This window comes from Pyxidicoccus caerfyrddinensis, from assembly GCF_010894405.1.
GTDB classification, from domain to species: Bacteria; Myxococcota; Myxococcia; order Myxococcales; family Myxococcaceae; genus Myxococcus; species Myxococcus caerfyrddinensis.
In genome coordinates this window covers 59,341-77,365 of record NZ_JAAIYA010000001.1, presented here as the reverse complement: position 1 = coordinate 77,365, position 18,025 = coordinate 59,341, and the positions used below count along the sequence as shown (strand labels likewise).

At 69.6% G+C, this 18,025-nt stretch carries 11 protein-coding genes; 4 read left to right on the top strand and 7 right to left on the bottom strand.

The genetic code is table 11. The annotated features are described in order from the left end of the window. Position 1: 1 nt before the first annotated feature. Positions 2–1,435 (top strand): glutaminase A, encoded by a 1,434-nt coding sequence (gene glsA, locus G4D86_RS00310; protein WP_163988077.1) that lies wholly within the window; start codon positions 2–4, stop codon positions 1,433–1,435. A gap of 4 nt (positions 1,436–1,439) precedes the next feature. Continuing rightward, positions 1,440–2,123 carry a MarC family protein gene (locus G4D86_RS00305; RefSeq protein WP_163988074.1) on the top strand — a complete coding sequence of 228 codons (684 nt, stop codon included), beginning with the start codon at positions 1,440–1,442 and terminating at the stop codon, positions 2,121–2,123. Positions 2,124–2,134: 11 nt separating this feature from the next. Here the strand turns inward: G4D86_RS00305 and G4D86_RS00300 are convergent, their stop codons facing one another. From G4D86_RS00300 to G4D86_RS00270, 7 genes are all read right to left on the bottom strand, one after another. Beyond that, positions 2,135–3,616, bottom strand: coding sequence for a leucyl aminopeptidase (locus G4D86_RS00300; RefSeq protein ID WP_240359965.1), 1,482 nt, complete (start codon positions 3,614–3,616; stop codon positions 2,135–2,137). Between the two features lie 136 nt (positions 3,617–3,752). Further along, positions 3,753–4,739, bottom strand: coding sequence for a type II asparaginase (locus tag G4D86_RS00295; RefSeq protein WP_163988071.1), 987 nt, complete (start codon positions 4,737–4,739; stop codon positions 3,753–3,755). Positions 4,740–4,783: 44 nt separating this feature from the next. Continuing rightward, entirely contained in the window at positions 4,784–6,376 is a 1,593-nt protein-coding gene (locus G4D86_RS00290; RefSeq protein ID WP_163988068.1) for an AbgT family transporter, read from the bottom strand. Positions 6,377–6,394: 18 nt separating this feature from the next. Further along, complete coding sequence (locus tag G4D86_RS00285) at positions 6,395–7,228, bottom strand: DUF481 domain-containing protein (protein ID WP_163988066.1); 834 nt, start codon at positions 7,226–7,228, stop codon at positions 6,395–6,397. Positions 7,229–7,453: 225 nt separating this feature from the next. After that, positions 7,454–9,151 carry an alpha/beta hydrolase gene (locus G4D86_RS00280; RefSeq protein WP_163988064.1) on the bottom strand — a complete coding sequence of 566 codons (1,698 nt, stop codon included), beginning with the start codon at positions 9,149–9,151 and terminating at the stop codon, positions 7,454–7,456. Between the two features lie 328 nt (positions 9,152–9,479). Then, on the bottom strand, positions 9,480–10,868 hold the full coding sequence (locus G4D86_RS00275; protein ID WP_163988062.1) for a WS/DGAT/MGAT family O-acyltransferase: 1,389 nt from the start codon (positions 10,866–10,868) through the stop codon (positions 9,480–9,482). 87 nt (positions 10,869–10,955) lie between these two features. Continuing rightward, positions 10,956–11,849 carry an alpha/beta hydrolase gene (locus G4D86_RS00270; RefSeq protein ID WP_163988060.1) on the bottom strand — a complete coding sequence of 298 codons (894 nt, stop codon included), beginning with the start codon at positions 11,847–11,849 and terminating at the stop codon, positions 10,956–10,958. Between the two features lie 300 nt (positions 11,850–12,149). On the opposite strand from G4D86_RS00270, the gene G4D86_RS00265 reads away from it, so the two are divergent. After that, entirely contained in the window at positions 12,150–14,171 is a 2,022-nt protein-coding gene (locus tag G4D86_RS00265) for an Ig-like domain-containing protein (protein WP_163988058.1), read from the top strand. A 182-nt stretch (positions 14,172–14,353) separates the two neighbouring features. Further along, positions 14,354–18,025 (top strand): HEAT repeat domain-containing protein (locus G4D86_RS00260; protein WP_163988056.1); only part of this gene is annotated, 3,672 nt, incomplete at its 3' end.

Sequence of the window (18,025 nt, the reverse complement as noted above, 5' to 3'; positions counted from 1 at the left end):
GATGTCCAAGGTCACCACGAGAGCGAGGGCGACGCCCGACCCCATCACGGCCGCCCTGCAGGAGCTTCACGACAGCCTCGCGTCCGACGCGGGCGGCGACCTGGCCACCTACATCCCTCAACTGGCCCGGGTGGACCCGGGGCTGTTCGGACTGGCGCTCGCGACGATGCACGGGCGCGTCTACAAGGCTGGCGACGCGGACGTGCCCTTCACCCTCCAGTCCGTGTCCAAGCCGTTCGTCTACGCGCTGGCCCTGGCCGACCTGGGGCTGGAGGAGGTGCTCTCCCGCGTGGGCGCGGAGCCCAGCGGGGAGGCCTTCAACGCCATCAGTCTGGAACCGGGCAGCGGCCGTCCGTCCAATCCCATGGTCAACGCCGGAGCCATCCTGACCACGTCCCTGGTCCGGGCTCCGGACCCAGTGGCGCGGTTCGAGCGGATCCGCGAGGTGCTCTCGGCTTTCGCCGGGCGGCGCCTCGAACTGGACGAGGCGGTGTTCGCCTCCGAGCTCGAGACGGGGGACCGCAACCGCGCGCTGGCCTATCTGATGCGCAACGCGGGCTCGCTGCGGTGCGGAGTCGACGAGGTCCTCGACGTCTACTTCCGCCAGTGCGCGCTCCTGGCCACTTCGGTGGATGTCGCCGTCATGGCGGCCACCCTGGCCAACGGCGGCGTCAACCCCTGCACGAAGGTCACCGTCGTCTCCCAGCCCATCGCCGAGCATGTGCTCGCGGTGATGGCGAGCTGCGGGATGTACGACGCCGCGGGAGAGTGGCTGCTGCGCGTGGGGCTGCCCGCGAAGAGCGGCGTCTCCGGCGGACTGGTGGCCGCGAGCCCGGGGCAGTTCGGCATCGGGCTCTTCAGTCCGTTGCTCGACGCGCGGGGCAACAGCGTGCGCGCCGTCGCCGCGAGCCGCCTGCTCGCCGAGCGCTTCCAGCTCCACCTGATGCACCACCCCGGCCGCTCCGTGCCCGTCATCGCCCGTGCCGGAAGCGCGCTGACGCTCCAGTCCGGGCGGCGCCGGCTCCGCACGGAGCGTGAGGTGCTCCATGCGCATGGGGACGACATCGACCTCCGGAGTCTCCAGGGCGACATCGAGTTCGCCGCCGCCGAGGTCATCCTCCAGTCGCTGAGCACGGTGTCCCCGGCGCGCCCCGGGGGCGCCCGCTGGCTGGTGCTCGACGTGCAAGGCGTCTCCCGGCTGCATCCCGTTGCGGCGCGGATGCTGGACTCCGCCGTGCTCGAGCTCGGCAGCCGCGGCGTCGTCGTGGCCGTTGGAGACCCGCACCGGCGCGGCCTCCTGCCGCATGCCGCCGTCGAGCTGCCCTCACCCGAGGAGGCGCTCGAGTGGTGCGAGGACGCCCTGCTCGAAAGTCACGGCGCCTCCCTGGCGCTGGAGCAGCGCGAGCCCTGGCAGCCGGGGCAGGGTGGGGAGTAGCGCGATGCCGTCGCTCGACAATCCGGTGCTGATGTTCATGGCGCTGTTCACCCTGTACAGCCCCCTGGCCACGCTGTCGTCCTACTTCCCCATCGTCAGCCGGCTCCGGCCGGCCGAGCAGTTCCGGCTCGCCCTGGGGGTCTTCACCTATGTGACCATCTTCGCGATGACGGCCCTCTGGGTCGGCGAGCCGCTCCTCACGTTGCTCGGAATCACGACCGATGCGCTGACCGTCACGGGCGGCATCGCGCTCATCTTCGTGGGCGTCCCGCTGATGCGCGGAATGGACGATGCGGTGCCAGCGGGTCCCGAGAGGCCCGCCGCCCCCCAGGAGGCGGAAGCAGACCCGGGTGCGAAGCTCGAGGTCTGGCGGGCGGTCCTGTTCATGCCCACCACGTTTCCGCTCACGGTGGGTGGGACCACCTTCGCCATCCTCGTCTCGTTCCGCACCCAGGCCGAGAGCCTCCCGGACGTCATCGCGCTGTCGGTCGCCGGGCTCGCCTACGCCGCCGTCACCGGCCTCACCGTCTACCTCTCCGGGCACCTCGAGCGCCGGGTGAGCCCGAGGGCCCGGGCCTTCCTCGAGCGGATTGCCGGCATCCTGCTCACGGCCATCGCCGTGTCGCTCCTCGCCCGTGGCATTCCCCGCATGGTGGTTGCGGCGTTGAATGCCAGGGAGGGTTTCTGAGCGCGGGAGTGTCAGTGGCGGCTGGCGGTGGGCGGTGTGAACCCCATGAGGAAGTCGAGGAGCAGGCGCGCGCCGTAGCCCGTGGCGCCCTTGCTGCGCCACCCGCTATCGCTCTCCGCCCTTGCCGTGCCCGCCATGTCGATGTGCGCCCAGGGCACGCCGTCCACGAACTCCTCGAGGAACAGCGCCGCGGTGATGGCGCCGGCATTGTCGCCGCCGACATTCTTCATGTCCGCGATATCCGACTCGAGCTCCGCGCGGTAGCTCTGGTCCAGCGGGAGCTGCCACACCGTGTCGCCGGTCCGCTCGCCCGAGGCTTTCACCTGTTCGACGAGTGCCTGGTGGTTGCCGATGACTCCCGCGCTGCGGACCCCGAGCGCTCGCTGGCACGCCCCGGTGAGCGTGGCGATGTCGACGATGGCGTCGGGCCTGGGTGACTGCTCGGTGGCCAGGACGAGCCCATCCGCCATCACCAGCCGTCCCTCGGCGTCGGTGTTGATGACCTCGACCGTCTTCCCGCCGCGAACCGTCAGGACATCCCCCAGCCGCATGGCCGTGCCGGAGGGCATGTTGTCGGTGCACATCAGGTAGGCCGTCACCTCCGCCTTGCAGCCGAGCTGCGACAGCGCCGTCATCGCCGCGAGGATGGCTCCCGCGCCGGACATGTCGCCCTTCATGGTGGCGTGGACGAGGTCGTTCGGCTTCAGGCCGAGGCCGCCCGCGTCGAACATGATGCCCTTGCCAATCAGGGCGATGCGGCCCACGGGCTCGACCGCCTTCCCCCGGTTCCCCTTGGGGCGGTACGTCAGCTTGATCATTCGCGGCGGCTCCGCGCTCCCCGCATTGACGCCCAGCAGGCCGCCGCAGCCGAGCTCGGACAACGCCTCACCATCGAAGACCTCGACTTCCAGCCCGGAGCTCTTCGCGAGCACCTCGGCGACCTCGGCCATCCGGGAGGCCGTCAGGAGGGAGGCGGGGGCATTGGCGAGGTCGCGCGCGAGCCCGGCGACGCGGGCGGTGACGCCACCGAGCACCACTCCCTGCTCGACCTCCTCGAGATTCTCCGGGGACGTGACGAGCGTCAGGCCCTCGAGCGGCGGCTCCTGCACCGCGGTCCGCTTGTAGGGCCTGTACCGGTAGCGGGCGAGGAGGACTCCCTCCGTGATGGTCTGCGCGGCGACGGCCGGCGGCACCGTCCCCGTGTCGGGCAGGCGGATGGCCACGCGAGCCTGCTGACCCACGGCCCGCGCGAAGGCGGCAGCGGCATCCCGGAGCTTGCCCGGATCGAGCTTCCCACGCTCGCCAATGCCGACGGCGACGAGCGGAGGACCACTGGTGCGGGGAACGACCAGCGTCTGCCCTGCCTTGCCCTCGAAGCCCGCCGCTTTCAGCGACGCGCGGTCGAAGCCGAAGTCCTTCGGCTCTTCGTCGACTCCCACCAGCGTGCCGATGCTGTCGACGTTGGCTGGGAGGGAGGTCGACGCGCCGAGCATGACTGCCTCGGGTTTCTCGATGGAAGGGGCGGGATGGAACGCGGCCTGCAAACGCGAATGAAATGAAGACAGCATGGAGCCTCCTGTTTGCAGCATGAACTGGACACGACTTCGGGAGGGTGCAACGGAGATACAGTTAGTAGCGGTAGAACGCCTCCTGCACGGCGCCGCGGCCCATCCCTCGGGCCAGGCACAACTGGAGCAGCACGCGACTCTTCTGCGGGTTGAGCTGGTCGGCGGCGACGAAGCCCAGCGCGTCGTCGTCCACCTCGATGTTCCGGCCCACGTCGCCGCTCACGACCCGGGTGCTGCGCACGACGATGACACCCGCCTTCACGGCCTCGGCGAGCGCGCTCGCTGCTTCCGTGGACACGTTGCCGTTGCCCATCCCCGCCATCACGATGCCGCGCGCGCCCGCCGCGACGCTGGCGCGCACCAGGTCGGCGGGCATGTTGGAGTACGCGTAGAGGATGTCGACCCGGGGCAGGCGCTCGAGGCCGTCCACCGAGAACTCGGAGGCGGCGGAGTGCGGGTGGGGGGGCTGGCGGAAGTAGCGGATGCGCCCATAGCTGGCGCTGCCCAGGAGGCCCGGGCCGGGCGAGATGAACGTGTGTACGTCCGTGGTGCTGGCCTTCGTCACGTCGCGCGCGCAGTGGAGGTCGTCGTTCAGCACCACGATGGCCCCGCGTCCGCGCGCCTCGGGGTCCGCGGCGACGGCGACCGCGTTGTAGAGGTTGAGCGGCCCGTCCGCGCTCAGCGCGGTGGCTGGCCGCATGGCGCCCGTGAGGACCACGGGTCGGTTGCTCTTCACCACCAGGTGGAGGAAGTAGCCGGTCTCCTCCACCGTGTCCGTGCCGTGCGTGATGACGACGCCGTCGGCCTCGTTGGCGGCGAAGAGCGCACCCACCCGGGCCGCCAGCCGCAGCCAGAGGGCGTCGTTCATGTCCTGGCTGCCGACCTGGGCCACCTGCTCGCCCTCGAGCTGCGCCAGCGCGCGCAGCCCGGGGACGGCGTTGATGAGCCCCTCCACGGCGACCTCACCGGAGCGGTAGCCCGGGTCCACCTCGGACCCGGCCTTCCCCGCGATGGTGCCGCCCGTGGCCAGAAGATGCACTCTCGACATGGCTGCCTCGCTTCCGCTCGAACGTCTCCGGAATCAGCCGTGGCTCACCCGAGTCCCCACGGAAGCCCCAGCAGGTGCCAGCCCACGAGCATGACGATCCAGATGGCGAAGACGATCACGACGTAGGGCAGCATCAGTGCCACGACTGTCCCCACGCCCGCGTCCTTCTGGTACTTCTGGGCGAACGTCACGATCAGCGCGAAGTAGGCGTTCAGCGGTGAGATGGCATTGAACGGCCCATCTCCCACCCGGTAGGCGGCCAGCACGGCTTCGGGGTCGACGTTCAGCCGCATCAACAGTGGCACGAAGACCGGCGCGAAGATGGCCCACTTCGGAATGGCGCCCGTCATGATGAGGTCGAGGAGGGCAACCACGACGACGAACCCGACGAGCAGCGGAACGGCGCCGAGCCCCGCATGCTCCAGGGCATCACCCACCTTCACGGCCGCGAGCGTCGCCATGTTGGAGTAGGTGAAGAAGGCGATGAACTGGCTGATGATGAAGAGCAGGAAGATGAGGCCGCCCAGCCCGGCGACCGCCTTCTCCATGGCCTTGATGACGTCCACGCTGTTCTTGATGGTCTTCGCACCGATGCCGTAGGCGGCTCCCGTCACCAGGAACAGCACGGTGATGGCGACGATGAGGCCGTTCATGAACGGCGAGTCTCCGACGATGGCGCCCGTCTCCGGATTCCGCAGGGGCGCTCCCGGGGGCAGCGTCAGCAGGCCGAAGAACACCAGGACCCCGATGAGCCCCCAGAACGCGAACTTCAGCCCTCGCGACTCCTCGGGGGACAGCTTCGCTCCCGTCTCGGCCGGCTTCTCTCCCTTGTACTCGCCCAGCCGGGGCTCGATCATCTTGTCGCTGATGAGCGCGACCACGAAGGTCAGCATGACGACCGAGGCGGCGGAGAACCAGAAGTTCGCTGTCAGGTCGATGGAGCGGTCGGGCGCCATGATGTGGATGGCGTCGTTGGTGATCTCGGTCAGGATGCCGTCCAGCGGCTTGATCAGGATGTTGACTGTGAAGACCGCGGCGACACCGGCGAAGGACGCCGCCAGGCCCGCCAGCGGATGCCTGCCCACGGTGAGGTAGGCCGCCGCCGCCAGGGGAATCAGGACCAGGTAGCCGGCGTCCGCCGCGATGCTCGACAGGATGCCGACGAACACCAGGATGTACGTCAGGGCCTTGCGAGGCGCGACCGCCACCAGCTTGCGAATCAACGCTCCCACCAGGCCCGCCGAGTCAGCGACGCCGACGCCCAGCATGGCGACGATGATGACGCCGACCGCGTTGAAGTTCATGAAGTTCTGGACGACTCCCGCGAACATGAAGCGCAGCCCCTCTCCCGTGAGCAGGCTCTGCGCGACGGTGGTCGTCTGCTCCACCGCGTGGGTCTCCGGGTTGATGGTCTCGTAGGTGACGCTGGCTCCCATCAGGTAGAAGACGTGGGAGAGCACCATCACGACGCCGATCAGCACGACGAAGATGATCGCCGGATGGGGGACCTTGTTTCCGACCCGTTCCACCGTGTCCAGCACCCGCGCCATGCCCTTCTTCTTCGGCGGCTTCGCGGGCTGCTTCTTCTTCGCCTCGTCTTCGAGGTGGATGTCGTCGAAATGCGCCGCCTTACTCATGGGAGTCCCAACCCTTTCTCAGAGCGATACCTCGCCCCCCAGCGAAAGAGAGGTGTCCGTGCGCACCTTTCCCTCCGCGGGAGAGCTGTCGTGTTGCAGTTCGAAGAACGTGGTGAGCGAGAAGCGCTCCGTCAGGTGCACGGCGAGCTTCGTGGTGGAGTCGAACAGCACGCGTGTGTCGCCGAAGACGTCCGGAAGCAGCAGGGCGTCCTCCCGGAGCTCCACGTGCTCGTTGACGTCGTAGCGGAAGGTGAGGCCGAGCGAGGGAGACCACAGCGTCACATCCGGGAGGTTCTCGCGCGTGGGGATGTACTGGAACCTGCGGTCCCTGGCGTAGCTGCCACCGAGATAGCCGCGCAGGAACAGCTCGTTCTCCTCCTCCTCCTCGCTCTCGAGGAAGGTGACGCCGATGCCCAGCTCCACCTCGGTGCGCAGCTCGAGGCTCGCGGGGTGGTCGGCCTCCGCGCCCACGAACGTGTAGGCGCTGAGCAGGGGATTCACGCGGTATTCTCCGCGCGCCCACCCACCGAGCGTCTTGGCCGTGAGCTCCCGCTCCGCGTCGTCACCTTCAGCGGCCTTTCCGTAGGCACCATCCGCCTCCAGCGTGAGCGCCCACTCCGGCGTGTCGAGCTCCGCCAGGGCGTCGCCCGTCACCGTGAACGAGCGGGTGTTGCCGCTGAAGAAGGAGAGTCCGAGCCCGGCGGAGCCCGTCCAGGGACCCTCGTCCTCCTCGTCCTCCTCTTTGGCCTCGGCCTCGACGCGAGCTGGCGGGGGGGCGTCCTCCGCCGCGTCGGCGGGCGGAGGCGTGGGAGCCTGGGAGACGACCGTGAAGAGAAGGATGAGAGGACTCATGCTGGCCTCGTGGATGGAGTGGCCTGCGTGGATCAGATCTGGACGTCTGACATGGCAGTCTCTTTCGCGAACCGTCCAGGCGGAGCGGGGTGAGCAACCTGGGGGCCACCTGCTCGCGGGACTTCGCGGTCCATGATGCTTCCTCGGGTTCCGCACAACCTTCGGCACGGGCCCCGCCATGTGCAATTGGATTGCGGGATGGCGCTCATGCGCCCCACGGCGGCTTCACGGGGCAGGCTTCAGCAGCTCCCTCAGCCGCGCCGACTTCTGCTCGGTCCAGCCCTCGGGCCGAAGGAGCGCCACCCAGCCATCCACGTGCTCGCCGGTGTACACGTGGCCGTAACCAGGCGGCACCGCCATTCCCAGCGGCAGGTCGGCCGTCACCTGCCAGAACGTCACGAAGGGCAGCCACACCATCTGCCCCAGCACGTCGTCGCCGCGGGGCTCCCGCAGCCAGTCCGGCCGCCGCAGCAGGAGGGCGGGGCTCCACCAGATGATGGGGTCGGAAGGGTGGAGCAGGTACAGCACCCGGGAGTCACCCCACGGGGCGGACGCCGGAGGAATGTCCACGCCCGGCCTGCGGCTGAAGCGCACGATGCGGCCTTGCCGGTAGATGGGCTCCACCTCGGGACTGCCGGAGTCACGGTGGTCGGTGAACTCGCGGTACAGGGTGTTGAAGTTGGGCGGCCCGACGAACAGCACCCCGTCGGTACGGTTGGCCAGGTCGCGCTCGCCGCTGAACGCCGTCTCGCCTCCGTAGGAGCCCAGGCTCTCGCCGAACACCAGCAGCTTCGGGCGCTGGCCCGCGGGAAGGCTCGACCACCGCTCGTAGACGGCATCGAAGAGCGCGCGGCCCGCGTCACGCGCCCGCTCCTGGTCGACGAGGACGGAGAGCCACGACCACAGGTGCGAGTACTGCGTGGCGACAATCGCGGAGTCACCGCCCGTCACGTACTCGAAGGCGGCCACGGCCTCTGGCACCACCCAGCCACTGCCCGTGGTGGTCACCACCAGCAGGTGGGCGCGCTCGAAACCGCCCGCCCGCTCCAGGTCCTTGACCGCGAGCTCGGCCCGGGCCTCGGCGTCCGGTGCGGACGCGTAGCCGGCGTACACGCGGATCGGCTCCTTCGCGGCCGTCCCGCTGAAGGCGGAGAGGTCGTCCACCGTGGGGCCTCGTCCCACGAAGTTGCGTCCCTCCCGTCCCAGCGACTCCCAGGCCACCAGGGAGCCGGGGCCGCCGGAGCGCAGCGCACCGCGGGGCGGGACCACTCCCTCTTCGGTCGTCGTGTCCTGCACGGCCAGGGTGCGGTCCGCCATCGCGATGAGCCCGTCCCACAGCAGTCCGCTGGCCACCAGGGCGGTGAGCACCACCACCGCCAGCCCGCTCGTCGCGCGGGCCGCGCGAGGACCGATGTGTCGCGAGAGCAATGCGTCCAGTCGGCGGTAGACCGCACGCAGGCCCCGTCCCGCGTTGAGGAGCACGAAGAAGACCGCCGCCGCGACGAAGGGCGCGAGCAGGTAGTCAGCGCTGTCGGGGTGGGGGACGCCCATGCGCTCGCGGATGCTCCGCTGCCAGTGCCAGCCCAGCAGCAGCGCGCCGACCAGCGCCGCGCTTCCCATCACGAAGAGGGCCTGCCACGCGCGCGGGCGGGGAGTCTTTGGAGGACGATTGGCGAACTCGCGCCACAGCCAGGCGCCGAGGACTCCCAGCCCGTAGCCGATGACCGCGCTGATGCCGCTGACGAACCCCTGGAAGAACCCGCTGCGCGGCAGCAGGGAAGGGGTGAAGGACAGGCAGGCGAAGGCCAGCGCGACCCAAGACCCCGACAGCGTGCAATGGAGCCAGCGGGGCGTGGGACGGCTCACACGCCAGGCACCGCGCGCCGGCACGGACCGCGCGTCGCGAGGGAGAAGGCGTTCCATGCGAACCTCCGGAAGCGGAGCTCGATGCCCACGACGGTGCCGCCCGTCACCGGCCGCGGCGGGGTCCGGCGGGCCGCGGTGCTCGCCTCGTCAGCGAGGCACACCGTCGAGGGTAGGCTCTCGGTCCGTGAGCGGCAGCGGGCGCTCGGCCCCCCTTCGGGGAAGTCGGTCGACCCGTGGGGCCAGTTCCGGTGTTGCCATCCGGTTGCACCAGGGCTCCTGCCGGGCCCTGCTCACGCTTGCCTTCCCCTCCCTGGAGTCGGAGGCCTCCGGCCGCGACGCGCCAGGCCGGCCGGGCGCTCCTGGCAGCCGAGGAGCTCGAGGTTGCTCAGGGAGACGACGACGCCAGGGCTGGAGTCGTCAGTGAGTGTTCGAGCTCCTCCAGCGCCTCGCCGGTGAAGACCGCCAGCCGCTGCATGTGGGGCAGCGTCCTGCGGCAGCCGGTGAAGCCGATGTTGAACTGCCCCGCGTAGCTGGTGCTGGTGATGTTCAGGGCCTGGCCATGGAGCAGCACCGACACGGGGTAGAACTGCTCCAGGCGGGCGCCACTGAAGTACAGCGGACGCTCCGGACCCGGGACGTTGGAGATGGTGAGGTTGAACACCGGGCGCGTGTGGCCCCCCAGCCCCGAGAGCAGCTGGACGATGTAGGGCGCCATCAGCATCGACGTGTAGTCCGCGAGGCCAGTCCGTGGCAGCTCCTGGAGCCGCTCCTTGGCGAGCCGGGTCGACTCCGCGATGGCCTTGAGCCGCGCCACCGGCTCCTCGAGGTGGGTGTTGAGGTTGGCGAAGATGAAGCTGAGGGCATTGGCCGTGGCCTCATCCCCCTTGGGCCGTACCGAGACGGGCACGCCCGCCGTCAGCGGCTGCTCGGGCAGTGCGCCGAGCTCGCTCAGATACCGGCGGAGCGCGGTGGCGCTGAGCCCCAGGAAGACGTCGTTCACGGTGACACCGGCCGCCCTCGCAACGGCCTTGAGGCGGGACAGCTCGTAGTGCTGTGTGGCGAAGCGGCGTTGCGCGGACACCGAGCGGTTGAGGACGGACCTCGGCGTCGCGAAGGGCAGGGCGATGTCCTGGGAGCGGCTGACGGCCTCGCGGGCCATTCGGGCGAAGGCCTTCGTCACTCCCGGCAGCGCCGCGGCGCGGTCCTTCAAGCCGGACCAGCGCTTCGGTACCTCGGCGGCGCGCGGGCCCGGGCCGCGCGCTCCCACCGACCAGGGCGCCACGACGTCACGCGCGTCCGGGTCTGGAGAGAGGGCCTTGACCAGCAGGCGGATGCCGCCGACCCCGTCCACCAGGGAGTGGTGGAGCTTGGTGTAGACCGCGAACCGGCCATTCTCGAGCCCCTCGATGAGGTGCACCTCCCAGAGCGGCTGCGTGAAGTCCATCGGGTGCGAGTGAAGGCGGGAGATGAGCACTCCCAGCTCGCGCTCCCCCCCGGGTTGGGCGAGTGCCGAGTGGCGGAAGTGGTAGTCGAGGTCGATGTCCTCGGCCTCGACCCACGTGGGGAAGACCGACTTGAGCTTGGGCGCGGCCAGCTTGAGGGTGTAGGGGCGCGTGAACTGATGGCAGCCGCGGAGCCGCTCGATGACGCCTTGAAGCCAGCCCTTCGGAGCATCCTCGGGGGGCGAGTAGATGCAGAGGCTCGCCACGTGCATCGGCGTCTGGGGGCCATCGACATACAACCAGACCGCGTCCATCGGGCTGAGGTTCTTCATCGCTGACATCGCCCTCCTGGGCCCCGGGAGGATGGTCGAGGGGCCCGCTGGTGAAGTGATGCGCTGCGCACCGCGCCCGCCACCTCGTCAGCCTGCTGCTCGGGGAGCCTGGTCAAGCCCCTCGAGCCAGGCGCCGACCCGTGCGGTGAATCCCTCGGGGTCCTCCATCATGGGCACGTGGCCGGCGTCGGGGAACACCTCGAAGCGCCAGTCCGGCCGCAGCTTCGCGAGCGCCTCCGAGCAGGCGAAGGGCACCAGCCGATCATGCACCCCGTGCACGAGCATCGTGGAGCAGCGCACCCCCTTCACGTCCCGGGCAAAGTCCTCGGTCCGGCGCATCGCGCCCAGCAGGGTGCGCGCCGCCTCCAGGTAGGCTGCGGAGCTCCAGGGCATCGAGGCCAGGCGCTCGGCGGAGAGCGACACGTGGGCCTCGACCAGCTCCGTCGTCACGGTGCTGGTGTCCCGGCAGCACAGTTCGAGCAGGTCCTTCGTGAGCCCGCGCGCGCCCAGCTGTCTTGCCTTGCGGGCCGTCAAGAACTCCCCCAGTAGCGGTATCGAGGCGATGGCGAAGCGGCGGAACACCGCGGGGTCCCGCGCCACGCCCTTCACGTGGGGCTGGGCGGGGTTGACCAGCACGAGTGCACGCACCAGCGCGGGAGCCCGCGCGGCTGTCCTCAACGAAAGGAAGCCTCCCATCGAGTTGCCCATGAGGACGGCAGGGGCCCCGACCACCTCACGGAGGAAGCGCTCCAGCAGCCGCCCATTGGCCTCCACGCCCGCGCCGCGGCCCGCCGGAGGGGTGCGCCCGAAGCCCGCGAGGTCCAGGGCCAGCACACGTCCATGGCGGGCGAGGCGCGCGCCCACTCCTGCCCAGTTGACGTGGCTCCCACCCAGCCCGTGCACCAGTACGAGGGGAGCGCCTTCGCCTCCAAACTCCACGTAGTGAACCGGACCGCCCAGGTCGACCGTCTGTGAGCGCATGCCTCCAAGGCTCGCACGCTCCACCGCGGATTCGAAGAGCGTGTCCCAGTCAGTGCTCGGCAATCCTGCCGTTCGCTACGCGGAACAGGTCGAACCCGATCTTCGGGCCGACGCAGCCGGACGACGCACCCAGTCACGTTCGTGCGGGGGAACCCACGTTGACGTGCCGACTTTCAGGTTGTTACTTTGTTCGAGAAACAAAGTAAGTCCCTCGCGGGGTATTGAGGGCGCCCATTGAGGAGCCCGCCCCGTGCTGCATGGCAGCCTTCGCAGAACCCCATCCTCGCTGGAGCGTGAGTGATGCCCCCACAAAGTCGACTGTTCGCAACGTCTCTCCTGCTGCTGACGGTGCTGGTCCATACGGCCTGCGACCCGGAGAACGAGCCCAACCCCAACCCCACTCCCGTTGAGCTGACCGGCGTGAGCGTGACTCCGGCCAGCTTCACGCTCGCCATCGGCGCCACGCAGCAGCTCGCCGTCACCGGCACCTACAGCGACGGCACCACGAAGAGCGTCACGTCGTCCGCGACCTTCGTCTCCGACACGCCAGCCCACGCGACGGTGAGCAGCTCGGGCGGCCTGGTCACCGCCGTCGCCGCCGGGACGGCGAAGGTCACCGCCACGGTCTCCGGCAAGAGCGCCACCGCCACCGTGACGGTCGGCGCGGCGGAGCCGACGCTCACGTCCATCGCCCTCGGTCCGACTCCGGCCTCGGTAGCCCAGGGGGCCACGCTCCAGCTCACCGTGACTGGCACCTTCAGCGACGGCTCCACGCGGGCGGTGACCTCGAACGTCACCTTCAGCTCCAGCGCGACCGGTACCGCCACGGTCAACGCCTCCGGCGTCGTTACCGGCGTGCAGGCCGGCAGCGCCACCATCACCGCCACGGCGGGCGGCAAGAACGCCACGCTGGACGTGACGGTCACCGGCGTGTCGACCCAGCCTGACGCGAACCAGGTCGTCTTCTACGACAGCAACGGCACGGATGTGACGTTCCGGGACTTCGGCGGCGCCATCAACAACGTCACCATCGACGCGACCGAGACCTTCAACGGCCGCAAGGTCATCAACTTCCAGGTCACCAGCGCCAGCGGGTACTCCGGCGGCGCCTGGGTCACCACGACGCCCCGCGACCTCTCCGCCTACAACGCGCTGACCTTCTGGGCGAAGGCGAGCAAGGCCGAGACGCTCAATGTGACGGGCTTCGGCAACGACGCTGGCTCTGGCATCGGCACCGGCTACCCCACCGAGCGCGCCGCGGTCGCGCTCACCACGACCTGGCAGAAGTTCACCATCCCCGTTGCCAACCCGGCCCGGTTCAAGAACGTGGGCGGCCTGTTCCACATCGCCGACGCACCCGACGGCTACACCCTCTACCTCGCCGACGTCCTGTACGAGCACCTCGGCGCGGAAGCCCTCGGCACGGGCACGGCATCCATCGCCAACGGCACCGCCGCCACCGCGGTGTCGCTTGCGACGGCGGGGACCTTCACCGTCGACCAGGGCCAGAACCAGGCCGTCTTCACCGTCCCCGGCGATCCGGGGAGCCCCGTCACGTTGAAGCCGGTCGCCAACGCCTTCTTCGACTTCACCTCGTCGAACACGGCGGTCGCCACGGTCAACGCCAGCGGCGTCATCACCGGCGTCAGTGCGGGCGGCCCGGTAACGGTCTCCGCCACGCTGGGTGGCGCGGAGGTCACCGGCTCCTACGCCGTCAGTGTGACGGGCATCCTGGGCGAGCCGACCACGCTGCCGCCCGTGCCCACTCAGGCGCCGGGAGCGGGCGTGTACTCGCTCTACAGCTCGGTGACGGGCGGCTACACGGGCACGGCCTCCGACAAGAGCGCCAAGGTCGACACGTGGCGGACGGACTGGAGCGCCGGGACGGGTGGGACGCCGTTCGCCATCACGGTTGGCGCCAACAGCGCCGCGCCCCGCAAGTACGCCTTCACCAGCGGGGCCAACTACATCGGCATCGAGTTCATCGGCGCCTCCGGAGTCAACCAGATCGACGCGGCGGGGCTGGGGCTCACCACGCTGCGCGTGGACGTATGGACGCCGGACAACGCGAGCAACTTCCAGGTGAAGCTGGTCGATTTCGGTGCCAATGGCGCCTACGGCGGCGGCGACGACACCGAGGGGGTTGCCACGATGACGGCCACCTCGACGCCGCCGCTCGCCACCGGGGCCTGGCTGACCTATGAGCTGTCGCTGGCCAGCGACTTCCAGGGGCTGGCGGGCCTGCACCACCTGTCTCAGATGCTCCTGATCGCGCCCAACGGTGGAACGATGTTCGTCGACAACATCTACTTCCACCAGTAGCCACCGCGGTCGCCGGCGCCGGGCCTCGATGGGCCCCGGCGCCGGCAGCCCCGAGAAGCATGGTTGTGCGCCGTTCGACTTCGAGGCTCAGGGGGCATTCCACACGTTGCGCTTCTGCCCCGTCATTCCGGCATCATGAGGCCGGGTGAGTCCGGGGCCCGGTCAACGGTGGGATGACACGCATGAAGATCTTCCTGAGCTCGACGTTCAAGGATCTCGAGCCGCATCGCTCCGAGGTGCTCCGGCGCCTGCGTGAACTGGACGGCGTGGTGGTGCGTTGCATGGAGGATTTCGGTGCCCGGACGGGTTTGCCGAAGGACTTCTGCGTCCACGAGGCACGCGAGTGTGACCTCTTTGTGGGTCTGGTGGGCCACCTGTACGGCTTCATCCCCGATGGGGACGGCACGTCGATCACCGAGCAGGAGTACGACGCCGCGAAGCAGGCAGGGAAGGACAGGCTGATCTTCGTCGCGCCCGACGACTTTCCCGTCCCCGCCGTGCTCTGGCGTGGCGACAGCGATCCGAAGAAGCAGGAGGCCTTTCGCGCGCGGGTATTGAACGAGAACGTGGCGGGGGTCAGGTGGTCCACCCCCGAAGAGCTCGCGGGGGGGCTCGTAGGGGCCGTCTACAACTGGCAGCGGGGACGCGTCGGAGGCTCTGCGGCGGCCATGCCAGGCACGCCGAAGATCGATCGCCTCACGTACTACCAGCGGTGTCGGACACGATGGGAAACCGTCGACCTCTCGACGCTCGCCACTCCTGGGGCGCTCGATCTCGAGGTCGAGCGCCCCAAGCTCTCGCAGGTCTTCATCCCGCAGTTCTGCCGGCGTAGCCGTCCCGCCGTCTCGCTGCCGCGCGACTACCTCGAGGAGCAGGGTCTCGATCCCAAGGAGGAGGAGCGGCTGCTCGAGGCGCTGCGGGCGCGGTGGCAGCGGCAGGAGCGGCTCCCGTCGCTCGAGCTCCTCGCCAGCTCCGACGCGGGGAAGCTCGTGCTCCTCGGCGACCCCGGAGCTGGAAAGTCGTCGCTCACCCGTTTCGTGTTGCTGCGGTTGCTGGACCCGCTGACGAGGCCTGACGAGACGACCGACGACTGGCGGCTGCCGTTGCAGGGCGCCTGGCCCGTCCTCGTTGAGCTGCGCGACCTGCTCGCGCGCGAGTCGGAAGGGAAATGCCAGGACCTGCTCGGCTATCTGGCGTACGCCGGGGAGACTCAAGGCTTCGGCTTCGACCGTGCCGCGCTTGAGGCCCAGCTTCGGAACGCTCCAAGCCTGCTGATCGTGGATGGCCTCGACGAGATCTTCTCGCCATCGCGCCGCCGCGCGATGGTCGAGGAAATCGTCGGACTGGGGGGACGCTTTCCGCGGGCCCGCGTGCTGGTCACCTCGCGGATCGCCGGCTTCGATGCGAGACCCTTCGAGGAGGCCGGCTTCACGATTGCCACGCTCGACGATCTGGACGCGGAGCAGATCCGCACTTTCGCCAAGGGCTGGTTCGCGCTCGCCTTTCCCGGTGAGGCGGAGAAGGCCGATCGTGCGCGCGACGATCTGCTCGACGCGCTCGAGCGCCGTCCCCAGCTCTCGGCGATCGCGGGGAACCCGCTGCTGCTTACAATCATGGCGATCATCGCTCGCCACCAGCGGCTCGCCCGCTCGCGCACCCAGCTCTATGCGCAGGCTCTCGGCGTGCTCTGTTACGCCTGGGATTACCGGCGTGGGCTCAAGCTCTCGTCGGACTCGCCGCTCGCCGACCTCCAGCCGGACGATACCCTGCTCATGTTGCGCCGGATCGCCTGGCGGATGCAGGAGAGCAGTGTGGGTCTCCGGGGGAACGCCATCCGTGAGTCCGAGCTAAAATCCATTCTCAAGGATTTCTTCGAGCACGAGTGGCACTTCCTGCCTCCCAGGGCACGGCGCGCCGCCGCCGAGATGGTCCAACTGCTGCAGGAGCGCAACTGGGTGCTGACCACGCGCGGTCCGGCGCTCTACGGCTTCGTGCACCGCACGTTCCTCGAGTATCTGTGCGCACTCGAGCTGACCAAGCGCTTCGAGGCACAAGAGGTGACGCTCGAGGCGCTCCGTGACGAGCATGTGCTGAAGCACGTGGACGACGACAGCTACAGCGAAGTCATTCGGTTGCTGTGTGGCCAGCTACCGGTGCGCGCGGCCGACCAGTTGATCACCGCCATCTGTCCGCCGGCCGAGCGCGCGGTCGTGGAGGAACACCGGCTGCTTCTGGCCTGGCAGTCGCTCGGCGAGTTGGAGCCACGTGTTCTCGCGAGTGCGCCTACTGCCTGCGATGCAGTGCTCCGCGGCCTCTATGTCTGGCTTGGCAGGTGTGATTTCGAGTTTCGACAAGTGAGCGCGGAGAAATTTGTAGAGGCAATCGGAATGATTGAGCCAGGAAGCTGGCCTGATGTGCCCGCAGATCAGCGGGGTTTCCCTTGGTCTGATTCGGCCTTTCCGTATGAATCCACTCTAATCGCTAGCGCCCTGGCCAAAACGAACTGGCTACCGGATGAGAGCAAGAGACTCCATCTGTTCTCGCTTGCCGACTCCAAGAGCTGGACTGTTAGACGTGGGATCGTCAGCGTCCTGGGAAGCGAGCTGTCTCAGGACCGCAGGGTTTTCCCGCTTCTGCGCGCGCGGGCTGGGGCGGACGACAGCGAGCGCGTGCGCGAGACTGCCGTGGGCGTGTTGGCGGAGCGCTTCGCCGACCGGCCCGAGACATTCGAGCTCCTGCGCGCGTGGGCCGGGGCGGACGACAGCGAGCGCGTGCGCGAGACTGCCGTGGCCGGGCTGGCGGAGCGTTTCGCCGACCGGCCCGAGACATTCGAGCTCCTGCGGGCGCGGGCCGAGGCGGACGACAGCGAGAGCGTGCGCGCGACTGCCGTGCGCGAGCTGGCGGAGCGCTTCGCCAACCGGCCCGAGACATTCGAGCTCCTGCGCGCGTGGGCCGGGGCGGACGACAGCGAGCGCGTGCGCGTGACTGCCGTGCGCGTGCTGGCGGAGCGCTTCGCCGACCGGCCCGAGACATTCGAGCTCCTGCGCGCGTGGGCTGGGGCGGACGACAGCGAGCGCGTGCGCGTGACTGCCGTGCGCGTGCTGGCGGAGCGCTTCGTCGACCGGCCCGAGACATTCGAGCTCCTGCGCGCGTGGGCCGGGGCGGACGACAACGAGAGCGTGCGCGACACTGCCGTGCGCGTGCTGGCGGAGCGCTTCGTCGACCGGCCCGAGACATTCGAGCTCCTGCGGGCGCGGGCCGGGGCGGACGACAGCGAGAGCGTGCGCGAGACTGCCGTGCGCGTGCTGGCGGAGCGCTTCGCCGACCGGCCCGAGACATTCGAGTTCCTGCGGGCGCGGGCCGGGGCGGACGACAGCGAGAGCGTGCGCGCGACTGCCGTGCGCGTGCTGGCGGAGCGCTTCGTCGACCGGCCCGAGACATTCGAGCTCCTGCGCGCGTGGGCCGGGGCGGACGACAGCGAGAGCGTGCGCGCGACTGCCGTGCGCGTGCTGGCGGAGCGCTTCGCCGACCGGCCCGAGACATTCGAGCTCCTGCGCGCGTGGGCCGGGGCGGACGACAGCGAGAGCGTGCGCGAGACTGCCGTGGGCGTGTTGGCGGAGCGTTTCGCCGACCGGCCCGAGACATTCGAGCTCCTGCGGGCGCGGGCCGGGGCGGACGACAGCGAGAGCGTGCGCGAGACTGCCGTGCGCGTGCTGGCGGAGCGCTTCGTCGACCGGCCCGAGACATTCGAGCTCCTGCGGGCGCGGGCCGGGGCGGACGACAGCGAGAGCGTGCGCGAGACTGCCGTGCGCGTGCTGGCGGAGCGCTTCGCCGACCGGCCCGAGACATTCGAG

What these genes read in the sequence shown, in the direction of transcription:
- glsA (WP_163988077.1), top strand. Translation starts at nt 2, where the DNA reads ATGTCCAAGGTCACCACGAGAGCGAGGGCGACGCCCGACCCCATCACG.
- G4D86_RS00305 (WP_163988074.1), top strand. Translation starts at nt 1,440, where the DNA reads ATGCCGTCGCTCGACAATCCGGTGCTGATGTTCATGGCGCTGTTCACC.
- G4D86_RS00300 (WP_240359965.1), bottom strand. Translation starts at nt 3,616, where the DNA reads ATGCTCGGCGCGTCGACCTCCCTCCCAGCCAACGTCGACAGCATCGGC.
- G4D86_RS00295 (WP_163988071.1), bottom strand. Translation starts at nt 4,739, where the DNA reads ATGTCGAGAGTGCATCTTCTGGCCACGGGCGGCACCATCGCGGGGAAG.
- G4D86_RS00290 (WP_163988068.1), bottom strand. Translation starts at nt 6,376, where the DNA reads ATGAGTAAGGCGGCGCATTTCGACGACATCCACCTCGAAGACGAGGCG.
- G4D86_RS00285 (WP_163988066.1), bottom strand. Translation starts at nt 7,228, where the DNA reads ATGAGTCCTCTCATCCTTCTCTTCACGGTCGTCTCCCAGGCTCCCACG.
- G4D86_RS00280 (WP_163988064.1), bottom strand. Translation starts at nt 9,151, where the DNA reads ATGGAACGCCTTCTCCCTCGCGACGCGCGGTCCGTGCCGGCGCGCGGT.
- G4D86_RS00275 (WP_163988062.1), bottom strand. Translation starts at nt 10,868, where the DNA reads ATGAAGAACCTCAGCCCGATGGACGCGGTCTGGTTGTATGTCGATGGC.
- G4D86_RS00270 (WP_163988060.1), bottom strand. Translation starts at nt 11,849, where the DNA reads ATGCGCTCACAGACGGTCGACCTGGGCGGTCCGGTTCACTACGTGGAG.
- G4D86_RS00265 (WP_163988058.1), top strand. Translation starts at nt 12,150, where the DNA reads ATGCCCCCACAAAGTCGACTGTTCGCAACGTCTCTCCTGCTGCTGACG.